Source organism: Streptomyces sp. DSM 15324 (genome assembly GCF_001514285.1).
Classification (GTDB): Bacteria; Actinomycetota; Actinomycetes; order Streptomycetales; family Streptomycetaceae; genus Streptomyces.
On sequence record NZ_KQ949036.1, the window covers coordinates 147,001 to 170,556 of the forward strand.

The 23,556-nt window shown below is 71.2% G+C and carries 26 protein-coding genes, 1 pseudogene and 1 riboswitch; of the genes and pseudogenes, 25 read left to right on the top strand and 2 right to left on the bottom strand.

Annotated elements, in window-relative coordinates; all coding sequences use genetic code 11:
* Nucleotides 1-3 precede the first annotated feature (3 nt).
* A complete protein-coding gene (locus tag AQJ58_RS34605; protein WP_067257431.1) occupies nt 4-879 on the bottom strand; it encodes an SAM-dependent methyltransferase in 876 nt (291 codons plus the stop codon).
* A gap of 199 nt (nt 880-1,078) precedes the next feature.
* On the opposite strand from AQJ58_RS34605, the gene proS reads away from it, so the two are divergent.
* The 18 genes from proS (at nt 1,079) to AQJ58_RS34695 (ending at nt 15,921) form a co-directional block, all read left to right on the top strand.
* Nucleotides 1,079-2,494, top strand: coding sequence for a proline--tRNA ligase (gene proS / locus AQJ58_RS34610; RefSeq protein WP_067257434.1), 1,416 nt, complete (start codon nt 1,079-1,081; stop codon nt 2,492-2,494).
* 260 nt (nt 2,495-2,754) lie between these two features.
* Nucleotides 2,755-3,354, top strand: coding sequence for a hypothetical protein (locus tag AQJ58_RS34615; RefSeq protein WP_067257435.1), 600 nt, complete (start codon nt 2,755-2,757; stop codon nt 3,352-3,354).
* A 297-nt stretch (nt 3,355-3,651) separates the two neighbouring features.
* Nucleotides 3,652-4,071: a 30S ribosomal protein S16 gene (gene rpsP, locus AQJ58_RS34620; RefSeq protein WP_067257438.1), complete on the top strand. Its 420-nt coding sequence runs from the start codon at nt 3,652-3,654 to the stop codon at nt 4,069-4,071.
* A 2-nt stretch (nt 4,072-4,073) separates the two neighbouring features.
* Nucleotides 4,074-4,313: an RNA-binding protein gene (locus AQJ58_RS34625; RefSeq protein WP_009190870.1), complete on the top strand. Its 240-nt coding sequence runs from the start codon at nt 4,074-4,076 to the stop codon at nt 4,311-4,313.
* A 108-nt stretch (nt 4,314-4,421) separates the two neighbouring features.
* Nucleotides 4,422-4,979, top strand: a complete 558-nt coding sequence (gene rimM, locus AQJ58_RS34630; protein ID WP_067257440.1) for a ribosome maturation factor RimM — start codon at nt 4,422-4,424, stop codon at nt 4,977-4,979.
* Nucleotides 4,979-5,812: a tRNA (guanosine(37)-N1)-methyltransferase TrmD gene (gene trmD, locus AQJ58_RS34635; protein ID WP_067257444.1), complete on the top strand. Its 834-nt coding sequence runs from the start codon at nt 4,979-4,981 to the stop codon at nt 5,810-5,812. The genes rimM and trmD overlap by 1 nt, the downstream gene beginning before the upstream one ends.
* Before the next feature lie 133 nt (nt 5,813-5,945).
* Entirely contained in the window at nt 5,946-6,296 is a 351-nt protein-coding gene (rplS, locus tag AQJ58_RS34640) for a 50S ribosomal protein L19 (RefSeq protein ID WP_020128707.1), read from the top strand.
* A 78-nt stretch (nt 6,297-6,374) separates the two neighbouring features.
* Nucleotides 6,375-7,106 carry a signal peptidase I gene (gene lepB / locus AQJ58_RS34645; protein ID WP_067257445.1) on the top strand — a complete coding sequence of 244 codons (732 nt, stop codon included), beginning with the start codon at nt 6,375-6,377 and terminating at the stop codon, nt 7,104-7,106.
* Entirely contained in the window at nt 7,099-8,205 is a 1,107-nt protein-coding gene (gene lepB / locus AQJ58_RS34650; RefSeq protein ID WP_067257705.1) for a signal peptidase I, read from the top strand. The genes lepB (AQJ58_RS34645) and lepB (AQJ58_RS34650) overlap by 8 nt, the downstream gene beginning before the upstream one ends.
* Nucleotides 8,093-9,076, top strand: coding sequence for a signal peptidase I (gene lepB, locus AQJ58_RS34655; protein ID WP_079079410.1), 984 nt, complete (start codon nt 8,093-8,095; stop codon nt 9,074-9,076). Before lepB (AQJ58_RS34650) ends, lepB (AQJ58_RS34655) begins: the two co-directional genes overlap by 113 nt.
* Before the next feature lie 104 nt (nt 9,077-9,180).
* Nucleotides 9,181-9,963 carry a signal peptidase I gene (lepB, locus tag AQJ58_RS34660; protein ID WP_067257451.1) on the top strand — a complete coding sequence of 261 codons (783 nt, stop codon included), beginning with the start codon at nt 9,181-9,183 and terminating at the stop codon, nt 9,961-9,963.
* Nucleotides 9,953-10,489 carry an NUDIX hydrolase gene (locus AQJ58_RS34665; RefSeq protein ID WP_067257452.1) on the top strand — a complete coding sequence of 179 codons (537 nt, stop codon included), beginning with the start codon at nt 9,953-9,955 and terminating at the stop codon, nt 10,487-10,489. The genes lepB (AQJ58_RS34660) and AQJ58_RS34665 overlap by 11 nt, the downstream gene beginning before the upstream one ends.
* Nucleotides 10,490-10,545: 56 nt before the next feature.
* Nucleotides 10,546-10,854: a DUF2469 domain-containing protein gene (locus AQJ58_RS34670; protein ID WP_005311352.1), complete on the top strand. Its 309-nt coding sequence runs from the start codon at nt 10,546-10,548 to the stop codon at nt 10,852-10,854.
* 100 nt (nt 10,855-10,954) lie between these two features.
* Nucleotides 10,955-11,344, top strand: coding sequence for a YraN family protein (locus AQJ58_RS34675; RefSeq protein ID WP_079079411.1), 390 nt, complete (start codon nt 10,955-10,957; stop codon nt 11,342-11,344).
* 1 nt (nt 11,345) lies between these two features.
* Nucleotides 11,346-12,971 carry a YifB family Mg chelatase-like AAA ATPase gene (locus tag AQJ58_RS34680; protein ID WP_067257457.1) on the top strand — a complete coding sequence of 542 codons (1,626 nt, stop codon included), beginning with the start codon at nt 11,346-11,348 and terminating at the stop codon, nt 12,969-12,971.
* Entirely contained in the window at nt 12,968-14,128 is a 1,161-nt protein-coding gene (dprA, locus tag AQJ58_RS34685; RefSeq protein WP_067257459.1) for a DNA-processing protein DprA, read from the top strand. Before AQJ58_RS34680 ends, dprA begins: the two co-directional genes overlap by 4 nt.
* Before the next feature lie 285 nt (nt 14,129-14,413).
* On the top strand, nt 14,414-15,256 hold the full coding sequence (gene whiG, locus AQJ58_RS34690; protein ID WP_067257462.1) for an RNA polymerase sigma factor WhiG: 843 nt from the start codon (nt 14,414-14,416) through the stop codon (nt 15,254-15,256).
* Nucleotides 15,257-15,363: 107 nt separating this feature from the next.
* On the top strand, nt 15,364-15,921 hold the full coding sequence (locus tag AQJ58_RS34695; protein WP_067257464.1) for a TetR/AcrR family transcriptional regulator: 558 nt from the start codon (nt 15,364-15,366) through the stop codon (nt 15,919-15,921).
* Here the strand turns inward: AQJ58_RS34695 and AQJ58_RS41870 are convergent.
* Nucleotides 15,915-16,463: pseudogene (locus tag AQJ58_RS41870) on the bottom strand (murein hydrolase activator EnvC family protein); the annotation flags it as partial. The gene AQJ58_RS34695 and the pseudogene AQJ58_RS41870 sit on opposite strands and share 7 nt — an antisense overlap.
* Nucleotides 16,464-16,744: 281 nt before the next feature.
* Between AQJ58_RS41870 and rpsB the strand changes: the two are divergent.
* The 7 genes from rpsB to rlmN all read left to right on the top strand — a co-directional run bounded on the left by rpsB (nt 16,745) and on the right by rlmN (nt 23,384).
* On the top strand, nt 16,745-17,671 hold the full coding sequence (gene rpsB, locus AQJ58_RS34705; RefSeq protein WP_067257468.1) for a 30S ribosomal protein S2: 927 nt from the start codon (nt 16,745-16,747) through the stop codon (nt 17,669-17,671).
* Between the two features lie 158 nt (nt 17,672-17,829).
* Nucleotides 17,830-18,666: a translation elongation factor Ts gene (gene tsf / locus AQJ58_RS34710; RefSeq protein ID WP_067257470.1), complete on the top strand. Its 837-nt coding sequence runs from the start codon at nt 17,830-17,832 to the stop codon at nt 18,664-18,666.
* A gap of 192 nt (nt 18,667-18,858) precedes the next feature.
* Nucleotides 18,859-19,617 carry a UMP kinase gene (pyrH, locus tag AQJ58_RS34715; RefSeq protein ID WP_067257473.1) on the top strand — a complete coding sequence of 253 codons (759 nt, stop codon included), beginning with the start codon at nt 18,859-18,861 and terminating at the stop codon, nt 19,615-19,617.
* A 175-nt stretch (nt 19,618-19,792) separates the two neighbouring features.
* Nucleotides 19,793-20,350: a ribosome recycling factor gene (frr, locus tag AQJ58_RS34720; RefSeq protein ID WP_055633754.1), complete on the top strand. Its 558-nt coding sequence runs from the start codon at nt 19,793-19,795 to the stop codon at nt 20,348-20,350.
* Entirely contained in the window at nt 20,350-21,564 is a 1,215-nt protein-coding gene (locus AQJ58_RS34725; RefSeq protein WP_079079412.1) for a phosphatidate cytidylyltransferase, read from the top strand. Before frr ends, AQJ58_RS34725 begins: the two co-directional genes overlap by 1 nt.
* A 164-nt stretch (nt 21,565-21,728) precedes the next feature.
* Nucleotides 21,729-22,181 carry an SRPBCC family protein gene (locus AQJ58_RS34730; protein WP_067257478.1) on the top strand — a complete coding sequence of 151 codons (453 nt, stop codon included), beginning with the start codon at nt 21,729-21,731 and terminating at the stop codon, nt 22,179-22,181.
* 96 nt (nt 22,182-22,277) lie between these two features.
* Nucleotides 22,278-23,384 carry a dual-specificity RNA methyltransferase RlmN gene (gene rlmN / locus AQJ58_RS34735; RefSeq protein ID WP_067257479.1) on the top strand — a complete coding sequence of 369 codons (1,107 nt, stop codon included), beginning with the start codon at nt 22,278-22,280 and terminating at the stop codon, nt 23,382-23,384.
* 22 nt (nt 23,385-23,406) lie between these two features.
* Nucleotides 23,407-23,514, top strand: a riboswitch (TPP riboswitch).
* The last annotated feature ends 42 nt before the right edge of the window (nt 23,515-23,556 follow it).

Sequence of the window (23,556 nt, forward strand, 5' to 3'; positions counted from 1 at the left end):
ACGTCACGGCGTCCGGGCGATCAGGTACCGGAACACGTTCGGCATCCACACCGTGCCGTCCGGCCTGCGGTAGGGGTGCAGTGCCTCCGCCAGCTCCTTGCCGACCTGGTCCTGGTCGGTCGCCGCGACCGCCGTGTCGAACAGCCCCGTCGACAGCAGGCCCCGGACGGCGCTGTCCACCCCGGCGTACCCGAAGGGACAGGCCACCCGGCCGGAACCGTCCGGCCTGAGCCCCGCACGCTGCGCGGTCTCCTCCAGGTCGTCCCGCAGGGCGTGCCGCGGCCGGCCCGTGCCGCCGTCGGCCTCGGCGCCGCGCGTCAGGGCGTCCGGTCCGGCCACCGCGCGCAGCACGTCCCAGGTGGCGCAGCGCTCGGGCGGGCCCCAGCCGACGAGCACCACCGGCGCCCCCCGCTCGGCCAGCGGGACCGCCGCCGCGAGCGGCCCGGCCAGCGCCTCCGCGTCCCCGGCGAGGGCGCCGATCGGTTCGAAGGCGGTCACCAGGGTGTACGCGGGCGTCTCCACGCCGGCCGCGTCCCCCGGTGACCGGCCGGTCAGCCGGATGTCCTTCCGCGCGGGTCCCTCCCCGGCCGAGGGCAGCAGCCGCTCGCGGGCGAGGGCCAGCCGCTCGGGGGAGCCGGGCTCGGCCCCCGTCAGGGACGCGCCCCGGGAGGCGGCCATCAGCAGGGCGAGCCCGGAGCCGCAGCCGAGGGCGAGCAGCCGGGTGCCGGGGCCCACTTCCAGCCGCTCGTAGACGGCCTCGTAGAGCGGAACCAGCATCCGTTCCTGGATCTCGGACCAGTCACGCGCGCGTGCACCCAGGTCCGTACGGGGCACCGGCCCCGCGGTGGGAAGGTGCTGCCGCACGAGCACAGGTGTCATGAATAAGCGCCCCATTCCGCCGAGAATTTGCCGCAGTACCGATCAGGTGACCCCCGTGAAGTGCCCTCGCACTTCCCCCGTATGCCAGGTAACTCCCCCTCTGCGGCCGCGTCCAGGGGTCTCGGGGCCCCGCTTGTGGACGCGCGGGGGGAGTGGCGAGAATTCACATTCCGGCAACGTGGGCCCGTAGCATCGCGTCATGGCCAAGGCACCCGTTCTCACGCCACGGGCGGACGACTTCCCCCGGTGGTACCAGGATCTGATCGGCAAGGCGGAACTGGCCGACAACGGTCCGGTGCGCGGCACCATGGTCATCCGGCCGTACGGATACGGGCTGTGGGAGCGGATGCAGGCCGAGATGGACGCCCGCATCAAGGAGACGGGCACCCAGAACGCGTACTTCCCGCTGCTGATCCCGCAGTCGTACCTCACCCGCGAGGCCGACCACGTCGAGGGCTTCGCCCCGGAACTGGCGGTGGTCACGCACGGCGGCGGCAAGGAGCTGGAGGAGCCGGCGGTGGTCCGCCCCACCTCCGAGATGATCATCAACGAGTACTTCGCCAAGTGGGTGCAGAGCTACCGCGATCTGCCCCTGCTCATCAACCAGTGGGCGAACGTGGTCCGTTGGGAGCTGCGCCCCCGGCTGTTCCTGCGGACGACCGAGTTCCTCTGGCAGGAGGGGCACACCGCGCACGCGACGTACGAGGACGCCCGAGACTTCGCCGCGCACATCCACCGCCGGGTCTACGAGGACTTCATGGTGAACGTCCTCGCGATGGACGTGGTGGCCGGCCGCAAGACCACCCGGGAGCGGTTCGCCGGAGCCGTCAACACCCTCACGCTCGAAGGGATGATGGGCGACGGCAAGGCGCTCCAGATGGCCACCAGCCATGAGCTCGGCCAGAACTTCGCCCGGGCCTTCGACACCACCTACCTGTCCAAGGACGGCACGCAGGAGCTGGTCTGGCAGACCTCCTGGGGTTCGACGACCCGCATGATCGGCGCACTGGTGATGATGCACGGCGACGACGACGGGCTGCGGGTGCCGCCCCGGCTGGCGCAGATCCAGGCCGTGCTTCTCGCGGTCAAGGGCGAGGAGGCGGTTCTGGCCAAGGTCCGCGAGCTGGGCGACCGGCTGCGGGCGGCCGGGATCCGGGTGCACGTCGACGACCGCACCGACGTGCCCTTCGGGCGGCGCGCGGTCGACTGGGAGCTGAAGGGGGTGCCGGTGCGAGTGGAGATCGGGCCGCGCGACCTGGCGACCGGCACCGCGATGCTGGCCCGCCGCATCCCGGGCGGCAAGGAGCCGGTGGCCCTCGACAGCCTCGTACAGCTTCTGCCGTCCGTGCTGGAGGAGGACCAGGCGCTGCTGCTGACGCAGTCCCTCCAGCGGCGCGAGGCGGGGACGGTGGAGACGGCCACGGTGGGGGAGGCCGTCGAGGCGGCCACGGCCGGCCGCTGGGCGCGGATCCCCTGGGCCGTCCTGGGCACGCAGGGCGAGGCGGCCCTCGCCGAGCACGCCGTGACCGTACGGTGTCTTCTCGCCGAGGACGGGTCGGTGCCGGACGCCGAGGACGCGCCCGGTAACGTCGCGGTCGTCGCGCGCGCCTACTGAGACGGCGCGCTCCGGCGGGCGGCGCGACCGAAACGCCCCTTGCGCCCCGCCGTACACCTGTTCCCCGGCGCGCGGACAGCGGCTACGCGCCGGGGCGTACGGCCGACTACGCACCACCTTGGGGTGAGCTGTGCGGCTTCTCCGCAGATCAGCGCACCCGCCCTCGTCTCCACGCATCAGCGGCAACTGACGGGTACGTGCAAATTATTTGGGATGCCCCGGAATAGGAACACAGCGGCACTCCCGCTCGTTGTCATTACGTGAGCACGACACAGACACCACCTGTTCTCGCCGCAGAGCTGGCACAGGCGTGGGCCGACATTCAGCGGTACCACCCCGAGCTGCCGGACCTTGCCGCGCCAGAGTCCCTGATCGGGGAGTCGTCGTCCGCCTGCGGTCACGAGCTCTCCTTCGAGCGACTGCTCCATGAGGCAGTCCATGGCATCGCCGCCGCCCGCGGCGTTCGCGACACCTCCCGCGCCGGCCGATACCACAACCGCAGATTCCTCGCCATCGCCGAGGAGCTGGGCCTGGACCACCCCGAGGAACCGCACCCCAGCAGCGGTTTCTCGCTGGTCACGCTCAACCCCGAGGCCAAGCGCCGCTACCGTCCGACGATCGAGCGCCTCCAGCGGGCACTCAAGGCCCACACGGCGGCCACCTCCGCCGACAGCACCACCCGCACCTTCCGCGGCCCCGCCGCCCGCCACGGCTCCTCCGGCGGCGGCGTCCGGGTCAAGGCCGTCTGCGACTGCGGTCGCAACGTCCGGGTGGTGCCGTCGGTCCTGGCCCAGGCCCCGATCGTGTGCGGCGGCTGCGGCAAGCCGTTCCGCATCCCCGAGATCGCGGGCGCCGCATAAGTCGTACGACAGTAGGACGGTCATGCACCGGCATCTCGTGGCTGCCGGTTCAGCGTGGTGCGGGGAGCCGTGGCCCCAGGGCTCCCCGCCGAGCGCCGGGCGCTGCCGAGGCATGCCCGCACACACCCTCGGCGCGAGGCGACCCGCGGGGTGTGGCACAATGGCTAGCTGTACTCGACAGCCGCACAGGACCCCTCTCTCCTCCGGCTGACGCGTCCATCGGGCACTCGGGTACCGCAACCCCACGCGGCTCTCTCGCCGTGCCCAACCACGTCAAAATCAGGAGAGTCCACTCCCGTGGCAGTCAAGATCAAGCTGAAGCGTCTGGGCAAGATCCGTTCGCCTCACTACCGCATCGTCGTCGCCGACTCCCGCACCCGCCGTGACGGCCGTGCGATCGAGGAGATCGGCAAGTACCAGCCGACGTACAACCCCTCGATCATCGAGGTCGACGCGGACCGCGTCGCGTACTGGCTGGGTGTCGGCGCGCAGCCGACCGAGCCCGTGCTCGCCATCCTGAAGAAGACCGGCGACTGGCAGAAGTTCAAGGGCGAGCCCGCCCCGGCTCCGCTGCTCGTGGCCGCGCCCAAGAAGGCGCGCCCCTCGTTCGAGGCCCTCGGTGGCGACGACGAGGGCAAGGGTGAGGCGATCACCCAGAAGAAGAAGGCCGAGAAGAAGGACGAGGCCGCCGCTGAGTCCGAGTCGACCGAGGCCTGAGCATGCTCGAGGAGGCTCTCGAGCACCTCGTGAAGGGCATCGTCGACAACCCTGACGATGTGCAGGTCGCCTCGCGCAACCTGCGCCGCGGGCGCGTTCTCGAGGTCCGGGTCCACCCGGAAGACCTCGGCAAGGTGATCGGCCGCAACGGCCGCACCGCGCGCGCTCTGCGCACCGTCGTGGGCGCCATCGGCGGCCGCGGAGTGCGCGTCGACCTCGTCGACGTGGACCACGTCCGCTGACGTATCGCAGCACCGGCTCGGGCCGGGGAGGGCCATGGGCCGTCCCCGGCCCGTAGTTGTATGACAGTGGTTGCAGGACAGTGGTTGCAGGACAGGAGAACAAGCACAGTGCAGCTGGTAGTCGCTCGCGTCGGACGCGCCCACGGCATCAAGGGCGAGGTCACCGTCGAGGTCCGCACCGACGAGCCGGAACTCAGGCTCGCGCCCGGCGCCGTACTCGCCACCGATCCCGCCGCCGCGGGACCGCTCACCATCGAGACCGGCCGGGTCCACAGCGGCCGGCTCCTCCTGCGCTTCGAGGGCGTCAGCGACCGCAACGGCGCCGAGGCCCTGCGCAACACGCTCCTGATCGCCGAGGTCGACCCGGAGCAGCTGCCGGAGGAAGAGGACGAGTACTACGACCACCAGCTCATCGACCTCGACGTGGTCACCGAGGACGGCACGGAGGTCGGCCGCATCACCGAGATCTCGCACCTGCCCTCCCAGGACCTCTTCATCGTCGAACGCCCGGACGGCACCGAGGTGATGATCCCCTTCGTCTCGGAGATCGTCGTCGAGATCGACCTGGAGGAGCAGCGGGCCGTCGTCGCCCCGCCGCCCGGTCTCATCGACGACCGCGCGGAGATCGCCTCCTCGCGCGACGACGCCGCCGGGGACGAGTCGTAATGCGCCTCGACGTCGTCACGATCTTCCCCGAGTACCTCGAGCCGCTGAACATCTCCCTCGTCGGCAAGGCACGCGCGCGCGGACAGCTCGACGTCCGCGTCCACGACCTGCGGGAGTGGACCCACGACCGGCACAACACGGTCGACGACACCCCCTACGGCGGCGGGCCCGGCATGGTCATGAAGACCGAGCCCTGGGGCGAAGCCCTGGACACGGTCCTCGCCGACGGCTACGAGACCGGCTCGACGCTCCCCGCCGTCGTCGTCCCCACCCCCAGCGGCCGCCCCTTCACCCAGGAACTCGCCGTCGAACTCTCCGCCCGGCCCTGGCTGATCTTCACCCCGGCCCGCTACGAGGGCATCGACCGCCGGGTCGTCGACGAGTACGCCACCCGCGTCCCCGTGTACGAGGTCTCCATCGGCGACTACGTCCTCGCCGGCGGCGAGGCGGCCGTCCTCGTGATCACCGAGGCCGTGGCCCGGCTGCTGCCCGGGGTGCTCGGCAACGCCGAGTCGCACCGCGACGACTCCTTCGCCCCCGGCGCCATGGCCGCCCTCCTGGAGGGCCCCGTGTACACCAAGCCCCCTGTGTGGCGCGACCGGGAGATCCCGGACGTGCTGCTCAGCGGCCACCACGGGAAGATCGCCCGCTGGCGCCGCGACGAGGCCCTGCGCCGTACGACGGCCCACCGGCCCGACCTGATCGAGCGCTGCGCACCCCGCGCCTTCGACAAGAAGGACCGCGAGATGCTCTCCATCCTGGGCTGGGCACCCGACCCGGAGGGCGAGCCGTACGGCCGATTTTGGCGCAGGCCCGAGGCCATGGAACAATAGACCGCTGTTGTGCGCCGTCCGGCGTGCGCCCCTGCCACAGGGGGACACGACGCCCGCCCTGACGCCGCCGGCAGACCTTCCGGTAACCCTCTCCCGCTGATGACCTGTGGCATCGGCGAAGAAAGCAGACGAAATGTCTCACCTGCTCGACTCCGTCGACGCCGCGTCGCTGCGCAGCGACGTCCCGGCCTTCCGCCCGGGCGACACCGTCAACGTCCACGTCCGCGTCATCGAGGGCAACCGCTCTCGTGTGCAGCAGTTCAAGGGCGTCGTCATCCGCCGCCAGGGCGCCGGTGTCCGCGAGACCTTCACGGTCCGCAAGGTCTCGTTCTCCGTCGGCGTCGAGCGCACCTTCCCGGTGCACACCCCGATCGTCGAGAAGATCGAGCTCGTCACCCGCGGTGACGTCCGTCGCGCCAAGCTGTACTACCTCCGTGAGCTGCGCGGCAAGGCCGCGAAGATCAAGGAGAAGCGCGACAACTGAGCCCGCACGGTGGATCCACTGGTATCCACCGAGCGCACCCGGGTGATCCACAGGAGGGCCGGATAGCATCTGACCCCGATGGACACCGAAGCTCAGCCGACGACGGAGCGCGACCGCTCCTCCCGCCCCGCTCAGGGGACCGTGGAGGGCCGGTCGCGTTTCTCGTTGACGGCCTGGATCGCCGAGCGGCTGCCGGGCGGGCGCATCAGCCTCACCCTGCTGATCTGCCTGGTGTTTTTGCTGCTCCTCAACGCTTTCGTGGTCCAACCATTCCAGATCCCCAGCGGATCCATGGAAAAGGGATTGAGGATCGGCGACCGCGTTCTCGTAAACAAGTTCGCGTACCGTTTCGGTGCCGGGCCGCGGCGCGGCGACGTCGTCGTGTTCGACGGCACCGGGTACTTCGGGAACTCCGACTACGTCAAACGCGTCGTGGGGGTAGGCGGGGACCACGTGGTCTGCTGCGACAAGGAGGGGAGGATCCGGGTGAACGGCCGGTCGGTCGACGAGTCGTCCTTCCTGTATCCGGGCGACAGCCCGTCCACGGTGGACTTCGACGTCGAGGTCCCCGCGGGCACCCTGTTCGTCCTCGGCGACCACCGCGGCGCCTCCAGTGACTCCCGCGACCACCTGGGCTCACCGGGCGGCGGCATGATCCCCGTGGACCGGGTGATCGGCCGCGCCGACTGGATCGTCCGGCCGTACGGCCACCTCACCCGGCTGTCCCGCCCGAGCGCCTACGCGCGCGTGCCCGCCGCGAGCGCCCAGGGGGCGAGCGGTACACCGACGGCGGCGGCCGCCCATGGGTAACCGAGGCAAACCCCGCGGCACCCCCAGCTCGCCCGTGGACCAGCTCCTGCCCACCGGCGTCCGGCGCACTTCCGGCTCGTCCGGCTCCTCCGGCGGCCGCACCCGCGCGGAACGGCGCAAACTCCAGCGCAAGGTCAAGCGCAAGCGCAGGCGGTCCGCCGTCCGCGAGGTGCCGCTGCTGGTCGGCGTGGCCGTCCTGATAGCGCTGGTCCTGAAGACCTTCCTGGTGCAGGCCTTCGTGATCCCCTCCGGGTCGATGGAACAGACCATCCGCATCGGCGACCGGGTCCTGGTGGACAAGTTCACCCCCTGGTTCGGCTCCAAGCCGAAGCGCGGGGACGTGGTCGTGTTCAAGGACCCCGGCGGGTGGCTCAACGACGAGACGACCACGACGAAGAAGAAGGACCCCGTCGTCGTCAAGCAGGTCAAGGAAGGGCTCACCTTCATCGGTCTGCTGCCGTCCGAGAACGAGAAGGACCTCATCAAGCGGGTCGTCGGCGTGGGCGGCGACCACGTCAAGTGCTGTGACACGGAAGGGCGAGTCACCGTCAACGGCGTTCCCCTGGAAGAGGGAAGCTACCTCTACCCCGGGAACAACCCCTCCGACGCCGCGTTCGACATCACCGTGCCCCAGGGCCGGCTCTGGGTGATGGGCGACCACCGGGCCAACTCCGCCGACTCCCGATCCCACCAGAACACGGACTACGGCGGCACGGTCGCCGAGGACGAGGTGGTCGGCCGGGCCATGGTCATCGCCTGGCCGTTCGGACACTGGGTCCGTCTCAAAGAACCGCAAACTTTCTCTTCCGTCACCGGCGCGACCGCCACGGCGGCTTCCGCCGACCTGCCGTCGCATAGGGTTGCCCAGGACGATCCGAACGGAACGATCCGACAGCTCCCGATCCCTGCGGAACTCCCGCTCGTTATGGGAGTGGTGGGCCTGCGTCGAGCATGGGGCAGGCGGCGGCACGGAGTGAGGAGTTGGCGTGGGGGATGTGGCGGTTGGCGCACGGTCCGGGCACGAAGGCGAGGAGCACCGCGGACGTCCCGTGGACACTGCCGACCCGGCTGGAGACGGCGCCGTGACCTCCGGGAATGACCCGGCGGCGGGCGGCGAGGGCCCGCCGGCGGACGAGCCCCCCCGGGGCGGTGGCGACGGTCCGGGCGACCGGACCCCGAACCAGAAGAAGCCGCGCTCCTTCTGGAAGGAGCTGCCGATCCTGATCCTGATCGCGCTCGTCCTCGCGCTGATCATCAAGACCTTCCTGGTGCAGGCGTTCTCCATCCCGTCGGCGTCGATGGAGAACACGCTCAGGATCGGCGACCGGGTGCTCGTCGACAAACTGACCCCGTGGTTCGGCTCCGAGCCCGAGCGCGGCGAGGTCGTGGTCTTCCACGACCCGGACAACTGGCTGGCGGGCGAGGCGACCACCGAGCCGAACGCCGTGCAGACCTTCCTCAGCTGGATCGGCCTGATGCCGTCCGCGGAGGAGAAGGACCTGATCAAGCGGGTCATCGGCGTCGGCGGCGACACCGTCTCCTGCAAGGGCACGGGCCCCCTGAAGGTCAACGGCAAGGCCCTCGACGAGCCGTACGTCTACCCGGGGAACACCCCGTGCAGCCAGGACGACCAGGGCGGCCAGTTCACGGTGAAGGTCCCCAAGGGCTACGTCTGGGTCATGGGTGACCACCGGCAGAACTCGCGGGACTCCCGCTACAACCAGTCGGACAAGAACCACGGCATGGTGCCCGTCGACCAGGTCGTCGGCCGCGCCATCGTCAAGGCCTGGCCGATCACCCGCTGGGGCACGCTGCCGGTGCCGGACACCTTCGAGCAGTCCGGCCTGAACGACCAGTCGGCGGCCTCCGCGGCCCTGACGGTCGCCCCGGAGGGCCTCGCGCTCGTCGGCGCGGTCCCGGTGGTCCTGTGGCGCCGCCGCCGCGCGACGGCGGACGCCGAGCGCGGCTGATCCTTCATCCCGTCCGTAAACGCTTTCCCAAGCTTGTGACCATGGCCGGGGAAGAGGGGACGAAGGGCTGACCCGTTCGGTACCGCCGGGTAGGGTGCGGACCCATGGGCGGCGAGAGCACGACACGTACGGCCCCGCGCAGCGGCGGAGGCACCAGCAGTGGCCCGGTGGGCAGCCGGACCGGACAGCGCCTGTCCGGTCTGGTCGTCGCGCTGGGCCTCGCGCTGTTCCTGGGCGGTTTCGGCTGGGCGGCCCTGGTCTACCGGCCCTACACCGTCCCCACCAGCTCCATGAGCCCCACGATCGAGGGCGGCTCGCGGGTTCTGGCCCAGAAGGTGGGCGGCGACGAGGTACGCCGCGGTGACGTCGTGGTCTTCAGCGACAAGGAGTGGGTCAGCAACGCCCTCGTGGTCAAGCGCGTGGTCGCGGTCGGCGGTGACACGGTCGCCTGCTGCACCGAGGGCAAGCTGACCGTCAACGGCAAGCAGATCGAGGAGCCGTATCTGCGCGAGGGCAGCCTGGCCGAGATCCAGGACTTCCCGACCGTGAAGGTTCCCGAGGGCCGTCTCTTCCTGCTCGGCGACGAGCGGCAGGGCTCCCTGGACTCCACCGCCCACCTCACGGACGCGGCCCAGGGCACGGTCGCGCGCAGCGCGGTCAGGGCCCGGGTGGACGCCGTCGTCTTCCCCTGGAAGGGCATGCTCAAGAGCCCCACGGGCTTCGAGGAACTCGGCACGCTCTCCCGGCCGGGTCCGCTGCGGCCGATCCTGTGGATGATCGCCGGCGGGACCGTGCTGATCTTCGGCGGCGCCGCGTACGGCCCGATCGCCACACGGGCCTCCGCCCGCCGTCCGCGCCCCCGGCCGGAGCCCGCCGGTGCCCGCTGAGGCGCCGGAGGGGGCGCCGGAGGCCTCCGGGACCGTCTCCGGCACCGGGCTGCGCAAGGTCGCCCGGGTCGTGCTCCTCGACCCTCAGGACCGCATCCTGCTCCTGCACGGGCACGAGCCGGACGACCCCTCCGACGACTGGTGGTTCACGCCCGGCGGCGGAGTCGAGGGCGACGAGACCCGTGAGCAGGCCGCATTGCGGGAACTCGTGGAGGAGACCGGGATCACAGAGGTCGAACTCGGCCCGGTGCTGTGGCGCCGGACCTGCTCCTTCCCGTTCGCCGGCCGCCGCTGGGACCAGGACGAGTGGTACTACCTGGCCCGTACGACGGTGACGACCACCCGGGCCACGGCCCTGACCGAGCTGGAGCGTCGCAGCGTCGTCGGAGCGCGCTGGTGGACGTGTCAGGAACTGGGCCGGGCGCATGAGACGGTGTATCCGACCAGACTCGCCGAACTGCTGGGCAGGCTGCTACACGAAGGTCCCCCGGCCAGACCCGTAACCCTCGACACGGAAATCGTCTAGGGCCCCGCGGGACTGGCGCACAATGGGGGGATCGCACGGCTGAAGGGGAACATGCCATGAGCGCCGAGGACCTCGAGAAGTACGAGACCGAGATGGAGCTGAAGCTCTACCGGGAGTACCGCGATGTCGTCGGTCTGTTCAAATACGTGATCGAGACCGAGCGACGGTTCTACCTGACCAACGACTACGAGATGCAGGTGCACTCGGTCCAGGGCGAGGTGTTCTTCGAGGTCTCGATGGCCGACGCCTGGGTGTGGGACATGTATCGGCCGGCGCGCTTCGTGAAGCAGGTGCGGGTGCTCACGTTCAAGGACGTGAACATCGAGGAGCTGAACAAGAGCGACCTGGAGCTGCCGGGCAGCTGACCCGGGGCTGTCGGCCCGCCGATGTGTCCCGCTTGTGGGTGACGGAGTTGTCCACACCGGGTGACTCATCCACCAAGATCCACTGCGGGCGGTCGGGTGCGTGACTGTGGGCGCCGGAGGTGGTGCCTGCATGAACGCACGACGTGCGATGGGCCGCTACGGCGAGGACGTGGCCGCCCGGCGGCTGTCCGAGGCCGGGATGACGATCGTGGAGCGCAACTGGCGCTCCGGCAGGACGGGCGAGATCGACATCGTCGCCCGCGACGGGGACGTCCTCGTCGTCTGCGAGGTGAAGACCCGCAAGGGCGGCTCCTACCAGCACCCGATGGCCGCGGTGACCCCGCGCAAAGCCCGGCGGCTGCGGGACCTCGCGGAGCGCTGGATCCAGACCCACGGCGCGCCGCCCGGCGGCGTCCGCTTCGACCTGGTCGGAGTCCTGCTCCCGGACCGCGGAGCCCCCGTCGTCGAGCATGTGCGGGGGGTGGTCTGAGATGGGCTTCGCGCGTGCGTGTTCGGTGGCACTGGTCGGCGTCGAGGGCGTCGTCGTCGAGGTCCAGGCGGACCTGGAGCCGGGGGTGGCGGCGTTCACCCTGGTGGGCCTGCCGGACAAGAGCCTGACGGAGAGCAGGGACCGGGTGCGGGCGGCGGTCGTGAACTCGGGAGCCGAGTGGCCGCAGAAGAAACTCACCGTCGGACTCAGCCCGGCGTCGGTGCCCAAGGCCGGAAGCGGCTTCGACCTGGCCGTCGCCTGCGCCGTACTCGGCGCGGCGGAGCGGATCGACCCCCGGGTCCTCGCCGACATCGTGATGATCGGGGAGCTCGGGCTGGACGGCCGGGTCCGCCCGGTCCGGGGCATCCTGCCCGCCGTGCTGGCCGCGGCCGAAGCGGGCTACGAACAGGTCGTCGTGCCCGAGTGCGCGGCGGCCGAGGCCTCGCTGGTGCCGGGCGTCTCCGTGCTCGGCGTGCGCAGCCTGCGCCAGCTGATCGCGGTCCTCGCGGACGAACCCGTCCCCGAGGAGGAACCGGACGACCCGGGCCGCCCGGATCCCCTCCTCGCCGGTCTGCGCATGCCCGGCACCGGCGCCGCCACGGGCATGCACAGCCTCGGCGCCGCCCACCACGACCAGGGGCACGATCTCGCCGACGTGGTGGGCCAGCGCTCGGCACGGACCGCGGTGGAAGTCGCCGCGGCCGGTGGCCACCACCTCTTCCTGGAAGGACCGCCGGGGGCGGGCAAGACCATGCTCGCGGAGCGGCTGCCGGCCGTCCTGCCCCCGCTGACCAGGGAGGACTCCCTGGAGGTCACCGCGGTCCACTCGATCGCCGGGCTCCTGCCACCGGGCAAACCGCTGATCGACGCGGCCCCGTACTGCGCCCCGCACCACTCGGCCACCATGCAGTCCCTGGTCGGCGGCGGGCCGGGGTTCGCCCGTCCCGGCGCCGTCTCCCTCGCCCACCGGGGCGTGCTCTTTCTGGACGAGGCCCCCGAATTCAGCACCCAGACCCTGGACGCCCTGCGGCAGCCCCTGGAGGCGGGCCATGTCGTGATCGCCCGTAGTGCGGGCGTGGTGCGCTTCCCGGCGCGCTTCCTGATGGTGCTCGCCGCCAACCCCTGCCCCTGCGGCCGCTTCTCGCAGCGCGACACCCTGTGCGAGTGCCCGCCCTCGGCGATCCGCCGCTACCACGCCCGGCTTTCCGGACCCCTCCTCGACCGGGTCGACCTGCGGGTCGAGGTGGACCCCGTCGGCCGGCACGAGCTCGCTCACCGCGGTCCCGGAGGCGAGTCCACGGCGACGGTGGCCGACCGGGTCCGGGCCGCGCGCGAGCGGGCGGCGGCCCGGCTCGCCGGCACCCCCTGGCGGACCAACAGCGAGGTGCCGGGACGCGAGCTGCGCAGCCGCTGGCACGCGCGGTCCGGCGCGATGGACGAGGCCGAGCGGAACCTGGAGCGGGGGGTGCTCACCGCGCGCGGGCTCGACCGCGTCCTGCGGGTCGCTTGGACCGTCGCCGACCTCGTCGGCCACGACCGGCCCGACGCCACCGATGTCGCCCTCGCCCTGCAACTGCGGACCGGGGTCCCGCGCGGTGTGCCGATGGCTCTCGGGGCCCGGGCATGAACCGCACCGGCGAGCCCGACTCCGACCGCCTCGCCCGGGTCTTCCTCTCCCGCGTGTTCGAGCCCGGCGACGAGGTCGGGGGGCGGTGGGTGCGGGAGTGGGGGTGCGCGGAGGTGGTGCGGCGGTTGCGGGAGCGCCGGGAGCCGCCCCCCGGGACGGGCGAGCGGCGGTGGGCGGGGCTCAGGGCACGGGCCGCGGCGGCCGGACCGGAGCGGGACCTGGCGGTGGCCGAGGCCGCCGGGGTGCGGTTCCTGTGCCCCGGGGACACGGAGTGGCCCGGCACCCTGGACGACCTCGGGGACGCCCGCCCGCTCGGGCTGTGGGTGCGGGGCCGGCCCAGCCTGCGGATGTGGGGCCTGCGCTCGGTCGCCGTGGTCGGCGCCCGCGCCTGCACGGAGTACGGCGCCCACATGGCCGCCACCCTCGCCGCGGGCCTCGCCGAGCGCGGCTGGGTGGTGGTCTCCGGCGGCGCCTACGGCGTGGACGGCGCCGCCCACCGGGGCGCCCTCGGCGCCGGCGGCGCCACCGTCGCCGTCCTGGCCTGCGGGGTCGACCGGCCCTACCCGCGCGGCCACACCGAGCTGATCAACCGGGTCGCCGAGCAGGGACTGGTCGTGGGGGAGCTGCCGCCGGGGGACCATCCGACGCCCAGCAGATTCGTCCTGCGCAACCGGGTGATCGCCGCGCTCACCCGCGGCACCGTGGTCGTCGAGGCCGCCCACCGCAGCGGCTCCCTCGTCACCGCACGGGCGGCCCAGCGGCTCGGCCGGCACACCATGGGCGTCCCCGGTCCCGCGACCAGCGGACTGTCCGCCGGGGTGCACGAGCTGCTGCGCGGCGAGGCCGAACTCGTCACCGACGCCGCGGAAGTCGTCGAACTCGTCGGTGACATGGGCGAACTCGCCCCCGCCCGCCGCGGCCCCGTCCTCCCGCGCGACCTCCTGGAGCCCGGCGCCCGCCGCGTCCTCGCGGCGCTCCCCGCCCGCCGCCCCGCCCGCGCCGAGGAGATCGCCCGCGGCGCCGGGACCACCCCGGACGACGCGATCGCGAGGCTGTACGAACTCAGGGCACTCGGTTACGTCGAACGACACGGCGACGGCTGGAAGTTGACACGCCAGGCGATCGTCTCCGTTCGAGGGGCTCCCGGGTCGTCCTGAGCGACGGTGTTCGGCCGTCCGGGGGAACGCCGAAGGCCTTGCGGTTTCGGCCGAGTTGACGCCGCGCGAGGGTCACCCGACGCCACCTCCGCGACCCGGCGGGGCGGTCGGCGGAACGTATCTGCGTACCCGCGCGGACCCGCTCTTCGCGCACCGCGACACTCCAGTCACGCTACGCTCACGAGGATTCCGGTACGAAACGGCAGCAGAGCGACTTCAGACCAGCAGGACACCCAGGTACCCCCGACTCCACGTACTTCACGGCAGAACGGCACAAGGCGACGAATGCCCCAGCACACCTCCGGGTCCGACCGGGCGGCGGTCCCCCCAGCCGCCCGCGACGGTGGCAGCGTGCGGCCGCCCGCTCCCTCGACGCTCGACGAGCTGTGGCGGTCGTACAAGGCGACGGGGGACGAGCGGCTGCGGGAGCAGCTGATCCTGCACTACTCGCCGCTGGTCAAATACGTGGCCGGCCGGGTGAGCGTCGGTCTGCCGCCCAATGTGGAACAGGCCGACTTCGTCTCCTCGGGGATCTTCGGGCTGATCGACGCGATCGAGAAGTTCGACCTCGACCGGGAGATCAAGTTCGAGACGTACGCGATCACCCGTATCCGGGGCGCCATGATCGACGAGCTGCGTGCGCTCGACTGGATCCCCCGGTCGGTGCGGCAGAAGGCGCGCAACGTCGAGCGGGCGTACGCGACGCTGGAGGCACGGCTGCGGCGGACCCCCACGGAGGGCGAGGTGGCCGCCGAGATGGGCATCGGCGTCGACGAGCTGCACGCCGTCTTCAGCCAGCTCTCGCTCGCCAACGTGGTCGCCCTGGAGGAACTGCTGCACGTCGGCGACGAGGGCGGCGACGGGCTCAGCTTCATGGACACCCTGGAGGACACCGCCGCGGACAACCCCGTGGAGGTGGCGGAGGACCGCGAGCTGCGACGCTTCCTGGCCCGGGCGATCAACACCCTGCCCGACCGCGAGAAGACCGTCGTCACGCTCTACTACTACGAGGGCCTGACCCTCGCGGAGATCGGCAACGTGCTCGGGGTCACCGAGAGCCGGGTCAGCCAGATCCACACCAAGTCGGTGCTCCAGCTGCGCGCGAAACTGGCGAGCTTCGGTCGCTGACCGGGACAGCTGACCGGGACAACGGGCGGCGGAGCGGGCGCAGTCACTCCCGTACGGCGGGGAGCGTCCGTAAAGTGGTCGGCGTGCCAAGGATTCGAGCGGCCTCCGTGGCCGAGCACCGGTCGATGCAGCGTGCCGCCCTGCTGGACGCGGCACGCTCTCTGTTGTCCGAGGGTGGGACGGAGGCGCTGACCTTCCCCGCGCTGGCCGAGCGGACGGGGCTCGCCCGCTCCTCCGTCTACGAGTACTTCCGCTCGCGGGCGGCCGTGGTCGAGGAGCTGTGCGAGGTCGACTTCCCCGTATGGGCGGCGGAGGTCGAGGCGGCGATGACCGCCGCCGACGGGCCGCGGGCCCAGGTCGAGGCCTATGTGCGGCGGCAGTTGGCGCTGGTCGGGGACCGGCGGCACCGGGCCGTGGTGGCGATCTCGGCCAGCGAACTGGACGCCGGCGCCCGGGAGAAGATCCGCGCCGCGCACGGGGCGCTGGTGGCGATGATCGTGGACGCGCTGGCGGAGATGGGGCATGCCGAGCCCCGGCTGGCGGCGATGCTGGTCCAGGGGGTCGTGGACTCGGCGGTGCGCAGGATCGAGCTGGGGGCCGCGGAGGCGCCGGAGACGATCACCGAGGCCGCGGTGCGGATGGTCCTGCGGGGCGTCTGCGGCTGAGCCGCGAGCGGGAGCAGCCGGGCCGGACCTCTCCGCAGGAGCCGGGGCGGCAGCAGGCCGAGTGGGTTCAGGTAGGCCCGGGCCCGCCGCAGGCCCCAGTGCAGACAGGTGGTCGCGCAGTGGGAGCCCGCGGGTTCCAGTTCGGCGATCACCTCACCCGCGGCCACCTCGGCGCCCTTGCGGACCAGGGGCCGTACCGGCTCGTACGTCGTTCTGAGGTCCGTGCCCGTCAGCTCCACCGACACCACGCCCCGTCCCGCGACCCGCCCCGCGTACGACACGCGGCCCGCCGCCACCGCGCGGACCGGGGTGCCGGGTGCGGACGCCAGGTCGACCCCGCGGTGGCCGCGGGCGTAGGGCGTCGCCGGCGGCTCCCAGCCGCGGAGCACCGGCGGGCGGGTGCCCACCGGCCAGGTCCGGGCGATCGCCGGGGGGCGCGGGGGGTGGTCCGGGGGACCGGGTGGGGTGTCCGCCCAGGCCGGCAGGGCCGTCAGGACGAACAACAGGAGCAACAGCAGGCAGGTGCGGCGCGGCGCGTTCATGGGAGAACCGTCCCGCGGCCGCGCCGATCACGTCCGGGCCTGTGGACAACCCGCCGGTTGTGGAGAGCGGCGTCACCCGGTGCCCCGTCGGTCCCGTACACTTCTTCTGGCGATCCGGGTCACCGGGTCGACTTCGCACGCCCCGGTATCGGGAGCCCGGCCCAGGTCGGTCCTCCGGTATCCGCGCCCCTCGGTCCTTCGTGGCTCGGCGCACCGCGGGCGTCAGGCGCGGGAGCCGTCCGGTTCCCGCGGCACAACCGAGAAACCCAAGGAGAACGGCCATGGCCGTCGTCACGATGCGGGAGCTGCTGGAGAGCGGCGTCCACTTCGGTCACCAGACCCGTCGCTGGAACCCGAAGATGAAGCGCTTCATCTTCACCGAGCGCAACGGCATCTACATCATCGACCTGCTCCAGTCGCTGTCGTACATCGACCGCGCCTTCGAGTTCGTCAAGGAGACCGTCGCCCACGGCGGCACCGTCATGTTCGTCGGCACGAAGAAGCAGGCGCAGGAGGCCATCGCCGAGCAGGCCACCCGCGTCGGCATGCCCTACGTCAACCAGCGCTGGCTGGGCGGCATGCTCACCAACTTCTCCACCGTCTACAAGCGTCTGCAGCGCCTCAAGGAGCTGGAGCAGATCGACTTCGAGGACGTCGCCGCGTCCGGTCTGACCAAGAAGGAGCTTCTCGTGCTCTCGCGCGAGAAGGCCAAGCTGGAGAAGACCCTCGGCGGTATCCGCGAGATGTCCAAGGTTCCCAGCGCCGTCTGGATCGTGGACACCAAGAAGGAGCACATCGCGGTCGGCGAGGCCCGGAAGCTCAACATCCCGGTCGTCGCCATCCTCGACACGAACTGCGACCCCGACGAGGTCGACTACAAGATCCCGGGCAACGACGACGCGATCCGCTCCGTCACCCTGCTCACCCGTGTGATCGCCGACGCCGTCGCCGAGGGCCTCATCGCCCGCTCCGGCGTCGCCACCGGCGACAAGGGTGAGAAGGCCGCGGGCGAGCCGCTCGCCGAGTGGGAGCGCGACCTGCTCGAGGGCGAGAAGAAGGCCGACGAGGCTCCGGCCGCCGAGGCCCCCGCCGCTGAGGCTCCCGCCGCCGAGGCCCCCGCCGCTGAGGCTCCGGCCGCCGAGGCCCCCGCCGCCGAGGCGACCGAGGCCCCCGCCGAGGCTCCGGCCGCGGACGCCGAGCAGGCCTGACCGTCCAGCGTCACGGTTGACGGCGGGGGCGGCGACATCAAGTCCGCCCCCGCCGTTCACCCGTAGGTCGGCACAGAGTCGGAGAGCTCCTGCCCACTGGAGTTCCCAGACCGTGCAGATCTTCGATCTTCCAGACTTCGAGAAAGATTCACAGACTCATGGCGAACTACACCGCCGCCGACGTCAAGAAGCTCCGTGAGCTCACCGGCGCCGGCATGATGGACTGCAAGAAGGCGCTGGACGAGGCCGAGGGCAACGTCGAGAAGGCCGTCGAGGCGCTCCGCATCAAGGGCCAGAAGGGCGTCGCCAAGCGCGAGGGCCGCTCCGCCGAGAACGGCGCCGTGGTCGCGATCATCGCCGACGACAACGCCTCCGGTGTCCTGGTCGAGCTGAAGTGCGAGACGGACTTCGTCGCCAAGGGCGAGAAGTTCCAGAGCGTCGCCAAGGCCATCGCCGACCACGTCGCCGCGACCTCCCCGGCCGACCTCGCCGCGCTCCTCGCCTCCGAGATCGAGGCCGGCAAGACCGTCCAGGCGTTCGTGGACGAGGCCAACGCCAACCTCGGCGAGAAGATCGTCCTGGACCGCTTCGCGCAGTTCAACGACGGTTTCGTCACCGCGTACCTGCACCGCACGATGCCCGACCTGCCCCCGCAGATCGGCGTCCTCGTCGAGTTCGACAAGCCGAACGCCGAGGTCGCCCGCGGCGTCGCCCAGCACATCGCCGCCTTCGCGCCGAAGTACCTGGCCAAGGAGGACGTGCCGGCCGAGGTCGTCGAGTCCGAGCGCCGCATCGCCGAGGAGACCACCCGCGCCGAGGGCAAGCCCGAGGCCGCGATCGCCAAGATCGTCGAGGGTCGCCTCAACGGCTTCTTCAAGGACGCGACGCTGCTCGGTCAGCCGTACGCGCTCGACAACAAGAAGTCCGTCCAGAAGGTCCTGGACGAGGCCGGTGTCACCCTGAAGCGCTTCTCGCGCATCAAGGTCGGCATCTGAGTCCGTACCGCGACGGACGCCCGGCCCCCTATAGGGTCGTAGGCAGTCGTCCCGGTACGCCGTCACGCGCGCGTGCGTGACGGACGACAGCAGATCTGACGAGGAGGCCATTGCCGCGCACGGGTTGCGAACGACACCCCACCGGCAATGGCCTTCTTCGTATGTGCACCACGTGAAAAGGCGGGATCTCCCATGACCACCAAGGCCCAGAAGAGCGACGACGGCAAAGTACACGGCCGGTTTCTGCTGAAGCTGTCCGGTGAGGCATTCTCCGGCGGTGGGGGCCTGGGCGTGGACCCCGACGTGGTGCACAAGATCGCCCGCGAGATCGCGGCCGTGGTGCGCGACGGCGCCGAGATCGCCGTTGTCATCGGCGGCGGCAACTTCTTCCGCGGCGCCGAGCTCCAGCAGCGCGGCATGGACCGCGCCCGCTCGGACTACATGGGCATGCTCGGCACGGTCATGAACTGCCTCGCCCTCCAGGACTTCCTGGAGAAGGAGGGCATCGACAGCCGCGTGCAGACCGCCATCACCATGGGACAGGTCGCCGAGCCGTACATCCCGCTGCGGGCCGTGCGCCACCTGGAGAAGGGCCGCGTGGTCATCTTCGGCGCCGGTATGGGCATGCCGTACTTCTCCACCGACACCACCGCCGCCCAGCGAGCCCTGGAGATCGACGCCCAGGCGCTGCTCATGGGCAAGAACGGGGTCGACGGCGTCTACGACTCCGACCCCAAGACCAACCCCGCGGCCGTCAAGTTCGACGCCCTCGGCTACGGCGAGGTCATCACGCGCGACCTGAAGGTCGCCGACGCCACGGCCATCACGCTGTGCCGCGACAACAAGCTCCCCATCCTCGTCTTCGAGCTTCTGGCGGAGGGCAATATCGCCCGCGCCGTCAAGGGTGAGAAGATCGGCACGCTGGTGGGTGAGCAGGGCAGCCGGGGCTGACCGGGCTGTCCCCGGGTTCGTACGACAACACCTGACCGGGGGACGGACCCCGGTCGGAGGATGGACAATGTCCTGCCGGACGGTAACCGTGCAGGAAGAAGACGCGACGCAGCCGGCCGCCGCCACCGACAGTGAACCGCAGCCGGGCCTTACTCAAGACACGCAGGAGCAAGTGGTGATCGAAGAGACCCTCCTCGAGGCCGAGGAGAAGATGGAGAAGGCCGTCGTGGTCGCCAAGGAGGACTTCGCCGCGATCCGCACCGGCCGTGCGCACCCGGCGATGTTCAACAAGATCGTGGCCGACTACTACGGCGCGCTGACGCCGATCAACCAGCTGGCCTCGTTCTCCGTGCCGGAGCCGCGCATGGCGGTCGTGACCCCGTTCGACAAGACGGCGCTGCGCAACATCGAGCAGGCCATCCGCGACTCCGACCTGGGGGTCAACCCCAGCAACGACGGCAACATCATCCGGGTGGTGTTCCCCGAGCTCACCGAGGAGCGCCGCCGCGACTACATCAAGGTCGCCAAGGGCAAGGCCGAGGACTCCCGGGTGTCCATCCGTTCCGTGCGCCGCAAGGCCAAGGACGCGATCGACAAGCTCGTCAAGGACGGCGAGGTCGGCGAGGACGAGGGCCGTCGTGCGGAGAAGGAGCTCGACGACACCACCGCGAAGTACGTCGCTCAGGTGGACGAGCTCCTCAAGCACAAGGAAGCGGAGCTGCTCGAGGTCTGATGAACGACTCTTCCTGGGGCTCTCCGCCACCAGCCGGGACACAGGCCGGGTACTGGGGGCCCACCGACCAGGGGCCCTACCAGGGCCGGGGGCCTGTCCAGGGAGCCGCCCCGGCGGGTCCCGCGTACGATGCGCCTGAGGCGCAGCAGACTCGCCCCATGCCCATCGTCCCCGACGTACCCGCGCACGGCGGAAACCAGGATGACGACCCGGGGGCCGCCCGGCTGGGCGGCCCCTCGTTCCGCGACGAGGCGTACCGCCCCATGACGCCCGACCAGGCGTCCTTCGGTGCGGAGACGTTCCGCCACGAGACCCCGTCGGCACCGCCCCATGCGGCGGTGCCGCAGAATCCGGAGCCCATGCCCGCAGCCCCACAGCCCGCGCCCGCACCGCAGAAGAAGAGTGCGGGCCGAGACCTGGGCGCGGCCATAGGGGTCGCGGTCGGCCTCGGTGTGGTGATCGTCGCGTCGCTGTTCATCGTCAAGGCCGTGTTCGTCGGCGTGATAGCGGTCGCCGTCGTCGTCGGGCTGTGGGAACTGACCAGCAGGCTTCAGGAGCGCAAGCAGATCAAGGCACCGCTGGTGCCGCTGGCGATCGGCGGCGCCGCGATGGTCGTCGCCGGGTACGTCCGGGGGCCCGAGGGTGCCTGGGTCGCCATGGCCCTGACCGCGCTGGCGGTCCTGGTCTGGCGGATGACGGAGCCGCCGGAGGGCTACCTCAGGGACGTCACGGCCGGTGTCTTCGCCGCCTTCTACGTCCCCTTCCTGGCCACGTTCGTCGCCCTGATGCTCACCGCGGACGACGGCGCGCAGCGCGTCCTGGCGTTCTTCCTCCTCACGGTCGTCAGCGACACCGGCGCTTACGCCGTCGGCTGGCGCTTCGGCAAGCACAAGCTCGCCCCGCGCATCAGCCCCGGCAAGACCCGCGAGGGCCTGCTGGGCGCGGTGTCGTTCGCGATGGTCGTGGGCGCGCTGTGCATGGAGTTCCTGATCGACGGCGGGCACTGGTGGCAGGGGCTGCTGCTGGGCCTCGCGGTCGCGGCCAGCGCCACGCTCGGCGACCTCGGCGAGTCCATGATCAAGCGGGATCTGGGCATCAAGGACATGGGCACGCTGCTGCCGGGTCACGGCGGCATCATGGACCGGCTGGACTCCCTGCTGCCGACGGCTCCGGTCGTCTGGCTGCTGTTCGTGCTGTTCGTCGGATCGGGCTGACCCGGCGCCGGCCCGTCCACCCTGCCCGCGGGCCCCGACCTGAACCCTCAGGTCGGGGCCCGCGGCCTTTGCTGGACGTCGCCCGCAGTGGGACGATTTCCCCCGGAGGTCCTTTTTGTGGGCAATCGTCTCATCGGCAATCGTCCGGAAAGGGGGCGGACATCATGTCCGGCTTCCGTGAATCGATCGACGTCGACCGCAGCCCCGACGACGTGTGGGCGTATCTCATCGACCCGTCCCACCTGCCCGAATGGCAGGCGAGCGCGGTCTCGGCCGAACAGCTCGACCCCGGCCCGGTCCAGGTCGGCTCCCGGCTGCGCGTCACGCGGCACGTGGGCCGACGCCGGGAGATCCCGATGACCATGGAGTACACCGAGTACGACCCCCCGCACGCCTGGGGCCTGCGAGGCATCGACGGTCCCGTGCGCGGTCACGTCCACGGCGAGATCACCCCGCTCGACGACGGCCGCCGCTCCCGCGTGACGATGGAACTCGACTTCGAGGGCAGGGGCATGGGCAAGGTCCTCCTCCCCCTGATCGTCCGCCCCCAGGTCCGCAAGGAACTGCCACTGAACGAACGCCTCCTGAAGAGCCACCTGGAGCAGCCGGCGACCTAGAAGATCTTCATCGATCTTCCAGGACCTGTCATTGAGGAAGGCCTTCCCGGGCGCGCGACCGGGGCACCGGATTCGATCTGCGACACTGGTGGGGCCATGCCTAAGCCCGGAGAACTCACTTTTGTCGCGCCGCGCGGAGCCAAGAAGCCGCCGCGGCATCTTGCCGATCTCTCGCCAGCGGAGCGGAAGGACGCCGTCGCGGAGATCGGTGAGAAGCCGTTCCGCGCCAAGCAGCTCTCGCAGCACTACTTCGCGCGGTACGCGCACGACCCGGCGGAGTGGACCGACATCCCCGCCGGTGCGCGGGAGAAGCTGCGGGAGGCGCTGCTGCCCGAGCTGATGACCGTCGTACGGCATCTGTCGACCGACGAGGGCACCACCCGCAAGACGCTGTGGCGGCTGTTCGACGGGACCCTCGTCGAGTCGGTGCTGATGCGCTACCCGGACCGGGTGACGATGTGCATCAGCTCGCAGGCGGGCTGCGGGATGAACTGCCCGTTCTGCGCGACCGGGCAGGCCGGGCTCGACCGGAACCTGTCCAGCGCCGAGATCGTGCACCAGATCGTGGACGGGATGCGGGCGCTGCGGGACGGCGAGGTCCCCGGCGGGCCGGCGCGGCTGTCCAACATCGTCTTCATGGGGATGGGCGAGCCGCTCGCCAACTACAAGCGGGTCGTCACCGCGATCCGGGCGCTCACCGATCCCGCTCCGGACGGGCTCGGGCTGTCGCAGCGCGGGATCACCGTCTCCACGGTCGGGCTCGTGCCCGCCATCCACCGGTTCGCCGACGAGGGCTTCAAGTGCCGGCTCGCGATCTCGCTGCACGCCCCGGACGACGAGCTGCGCGACACCCTCGTCCCCGTGAACACGCGGTGGAAGGTGCGCGAGGTGCTCGACGCGGGCTTCGACTACGTGGAGAAGTCCGGGCGCCGGCTGTCGATCGAGTACGCGCTGATCCGGGACATCAACGACCAGGCCTGGCGTGGTGACCGGCTCGGCCGGCTGCTCCGTGGAAAGCCCGTGCACGTCAATCTCATCCCGCTGAACCCGACCCCGGGCTCGAAGTGGACGGCCTCGCGGCCCGAGGACGAGAAGGCGTTCGTCGAGGCCATCGCGGCCCACGGGGTGCCCGTCACCGTCCGGGACACCCGTGGCCAGGAGATCGACGGAGCCTGTGGTCAGCTGGCGGCCACCGAGCGCTAAGATCTGGCCACGTCACATCTTCATATTCCGACAGGGGAGCGCCACAGCGCTGAGAGTGCGGCAATCGGGCCGCAGACCCTCTGAACCTCGCCCAGGTCATTCTGGGTAGGAAGTTCGGTCATCGCTCAAGCTGTTGTGCCCTGCCCGGGCGTCCCCGGGCGGGGCCGCGTTC

Coding starts and splice junctions, on each gene's coding strand:
- AQJ58_RS34730 (WP_067257478.1), top strand. CDS start 21,729: ATGTCCGGCTTCCGTGAATCGATCGACGTCGACCGCAGCCCCGACGAC.
- AQJ58_RS34725 (WP_079079412.1), top strand. CDS start 20,350: ATGAACGACTCTTCCTGGGGCTCTCCGCCACCAGCCGGGACACAGGCC.
- AQJ58_RS34680 (WP_067257457.1), top strand. CDS start 11,346: ATGGGCTTCGCGCGTGCGTGTTCGGTGGCACTGGTCGGCGTCGAGGGC.
- AQJ58_RS34605 (WP_067257431.1), bottom strand. CDS start 879: ATGACACCTGTGCTCGTGCGGCAGCACCTTCCCACCGCGGGGCCGGTG.
- tsf (WP_067257470.1), top strand. CDS start 17,830: ATGGCGAACTACACCGCCGCCGACGTCAAGAAGCTCCGTGAGCTCACC.
- AQJ58_RS34625 (WP_009190870.1), top strand. CDS start 4,074: ATGCTCGAGGAGGCTCTCGAGCACCTCGTGAAGGGCATCGTCGACAAC.
- dprA (WP_067257459.1), top strand. CDS start 12,968: ATGAACCGCACCGGCGAGCCCGACTCCGACCGCCTCGCCCGGGTCTTC.
- whiG (WP_067257462.1), top strand. CDS start 14,414: ATGCCCCAGCACACCTCCGGGTCCGACCGGGCGGCGGTCCCCCCAGCC.
- rlmN (WP_067257479.1), top strand. CDS start 22,278: ATGCCTAAGCCCGGAGAACTCACTTTTGTCGCGCCGCGCGGAGCCAAG.
- lepB (WP_067257451.1), top strand. CDS start 9,181: ATGGGCGGCGAGAGCACGACACGTACGGCCCCGCGCAGCGGCGGAGGC.
- trmD (WP_067257444.1), top strand. CDS start 4,979: ATGCGCCTCGACGTCGTCACGATCTTCCCCGAGTACCTCGAGCCGCTG.
- rplS (WP_020128707.1), top strand. CDS start 5,946: ATGTCTCACCTGCTCGACTCCGTCGACGCCGCGTCGCTGCGCAGCGAC.
- lepB (WP_067257445.1), top strand. CDS start 6,375: ATGGACACCGAAGCTCAGCCGACGACGGAGCGCGACCGCTCCTCCCGC.
- proS (WP_067257434.1), top strand. CDS start 1,079: ATGGCCAAGGCACCCGTTCTCACGCCACGGGCGGACGACTTCCCCCGG.
- pyrH (WP_067257473.1), top strand. CDS start 18,859: ATGACCACCAAGGCCCAGAAGAGCGACGACGGCAAAGTACACGGCCGG.
- lepB (WP_067257705.1), top strand. CDS start 7,099: ATGGGTAACCGAGGCAAACCCCGCGGCACCCCCAGCTCGCCCGTGGAC.
- rpsB (WP_067257468.1), top strand. CDS start 16,745: ATGGCCGTCGTCACGATGCGGGAGCTGCTGGAGAGCGGCGTCCACTTC.
- AQJ58_RS34670 (WP_005311352.1), top strand. CDS start 10,546: ATGAGCGCCGAGGACCTCGAGAAGTACGAGACCGAGATGGAGCTGAAG.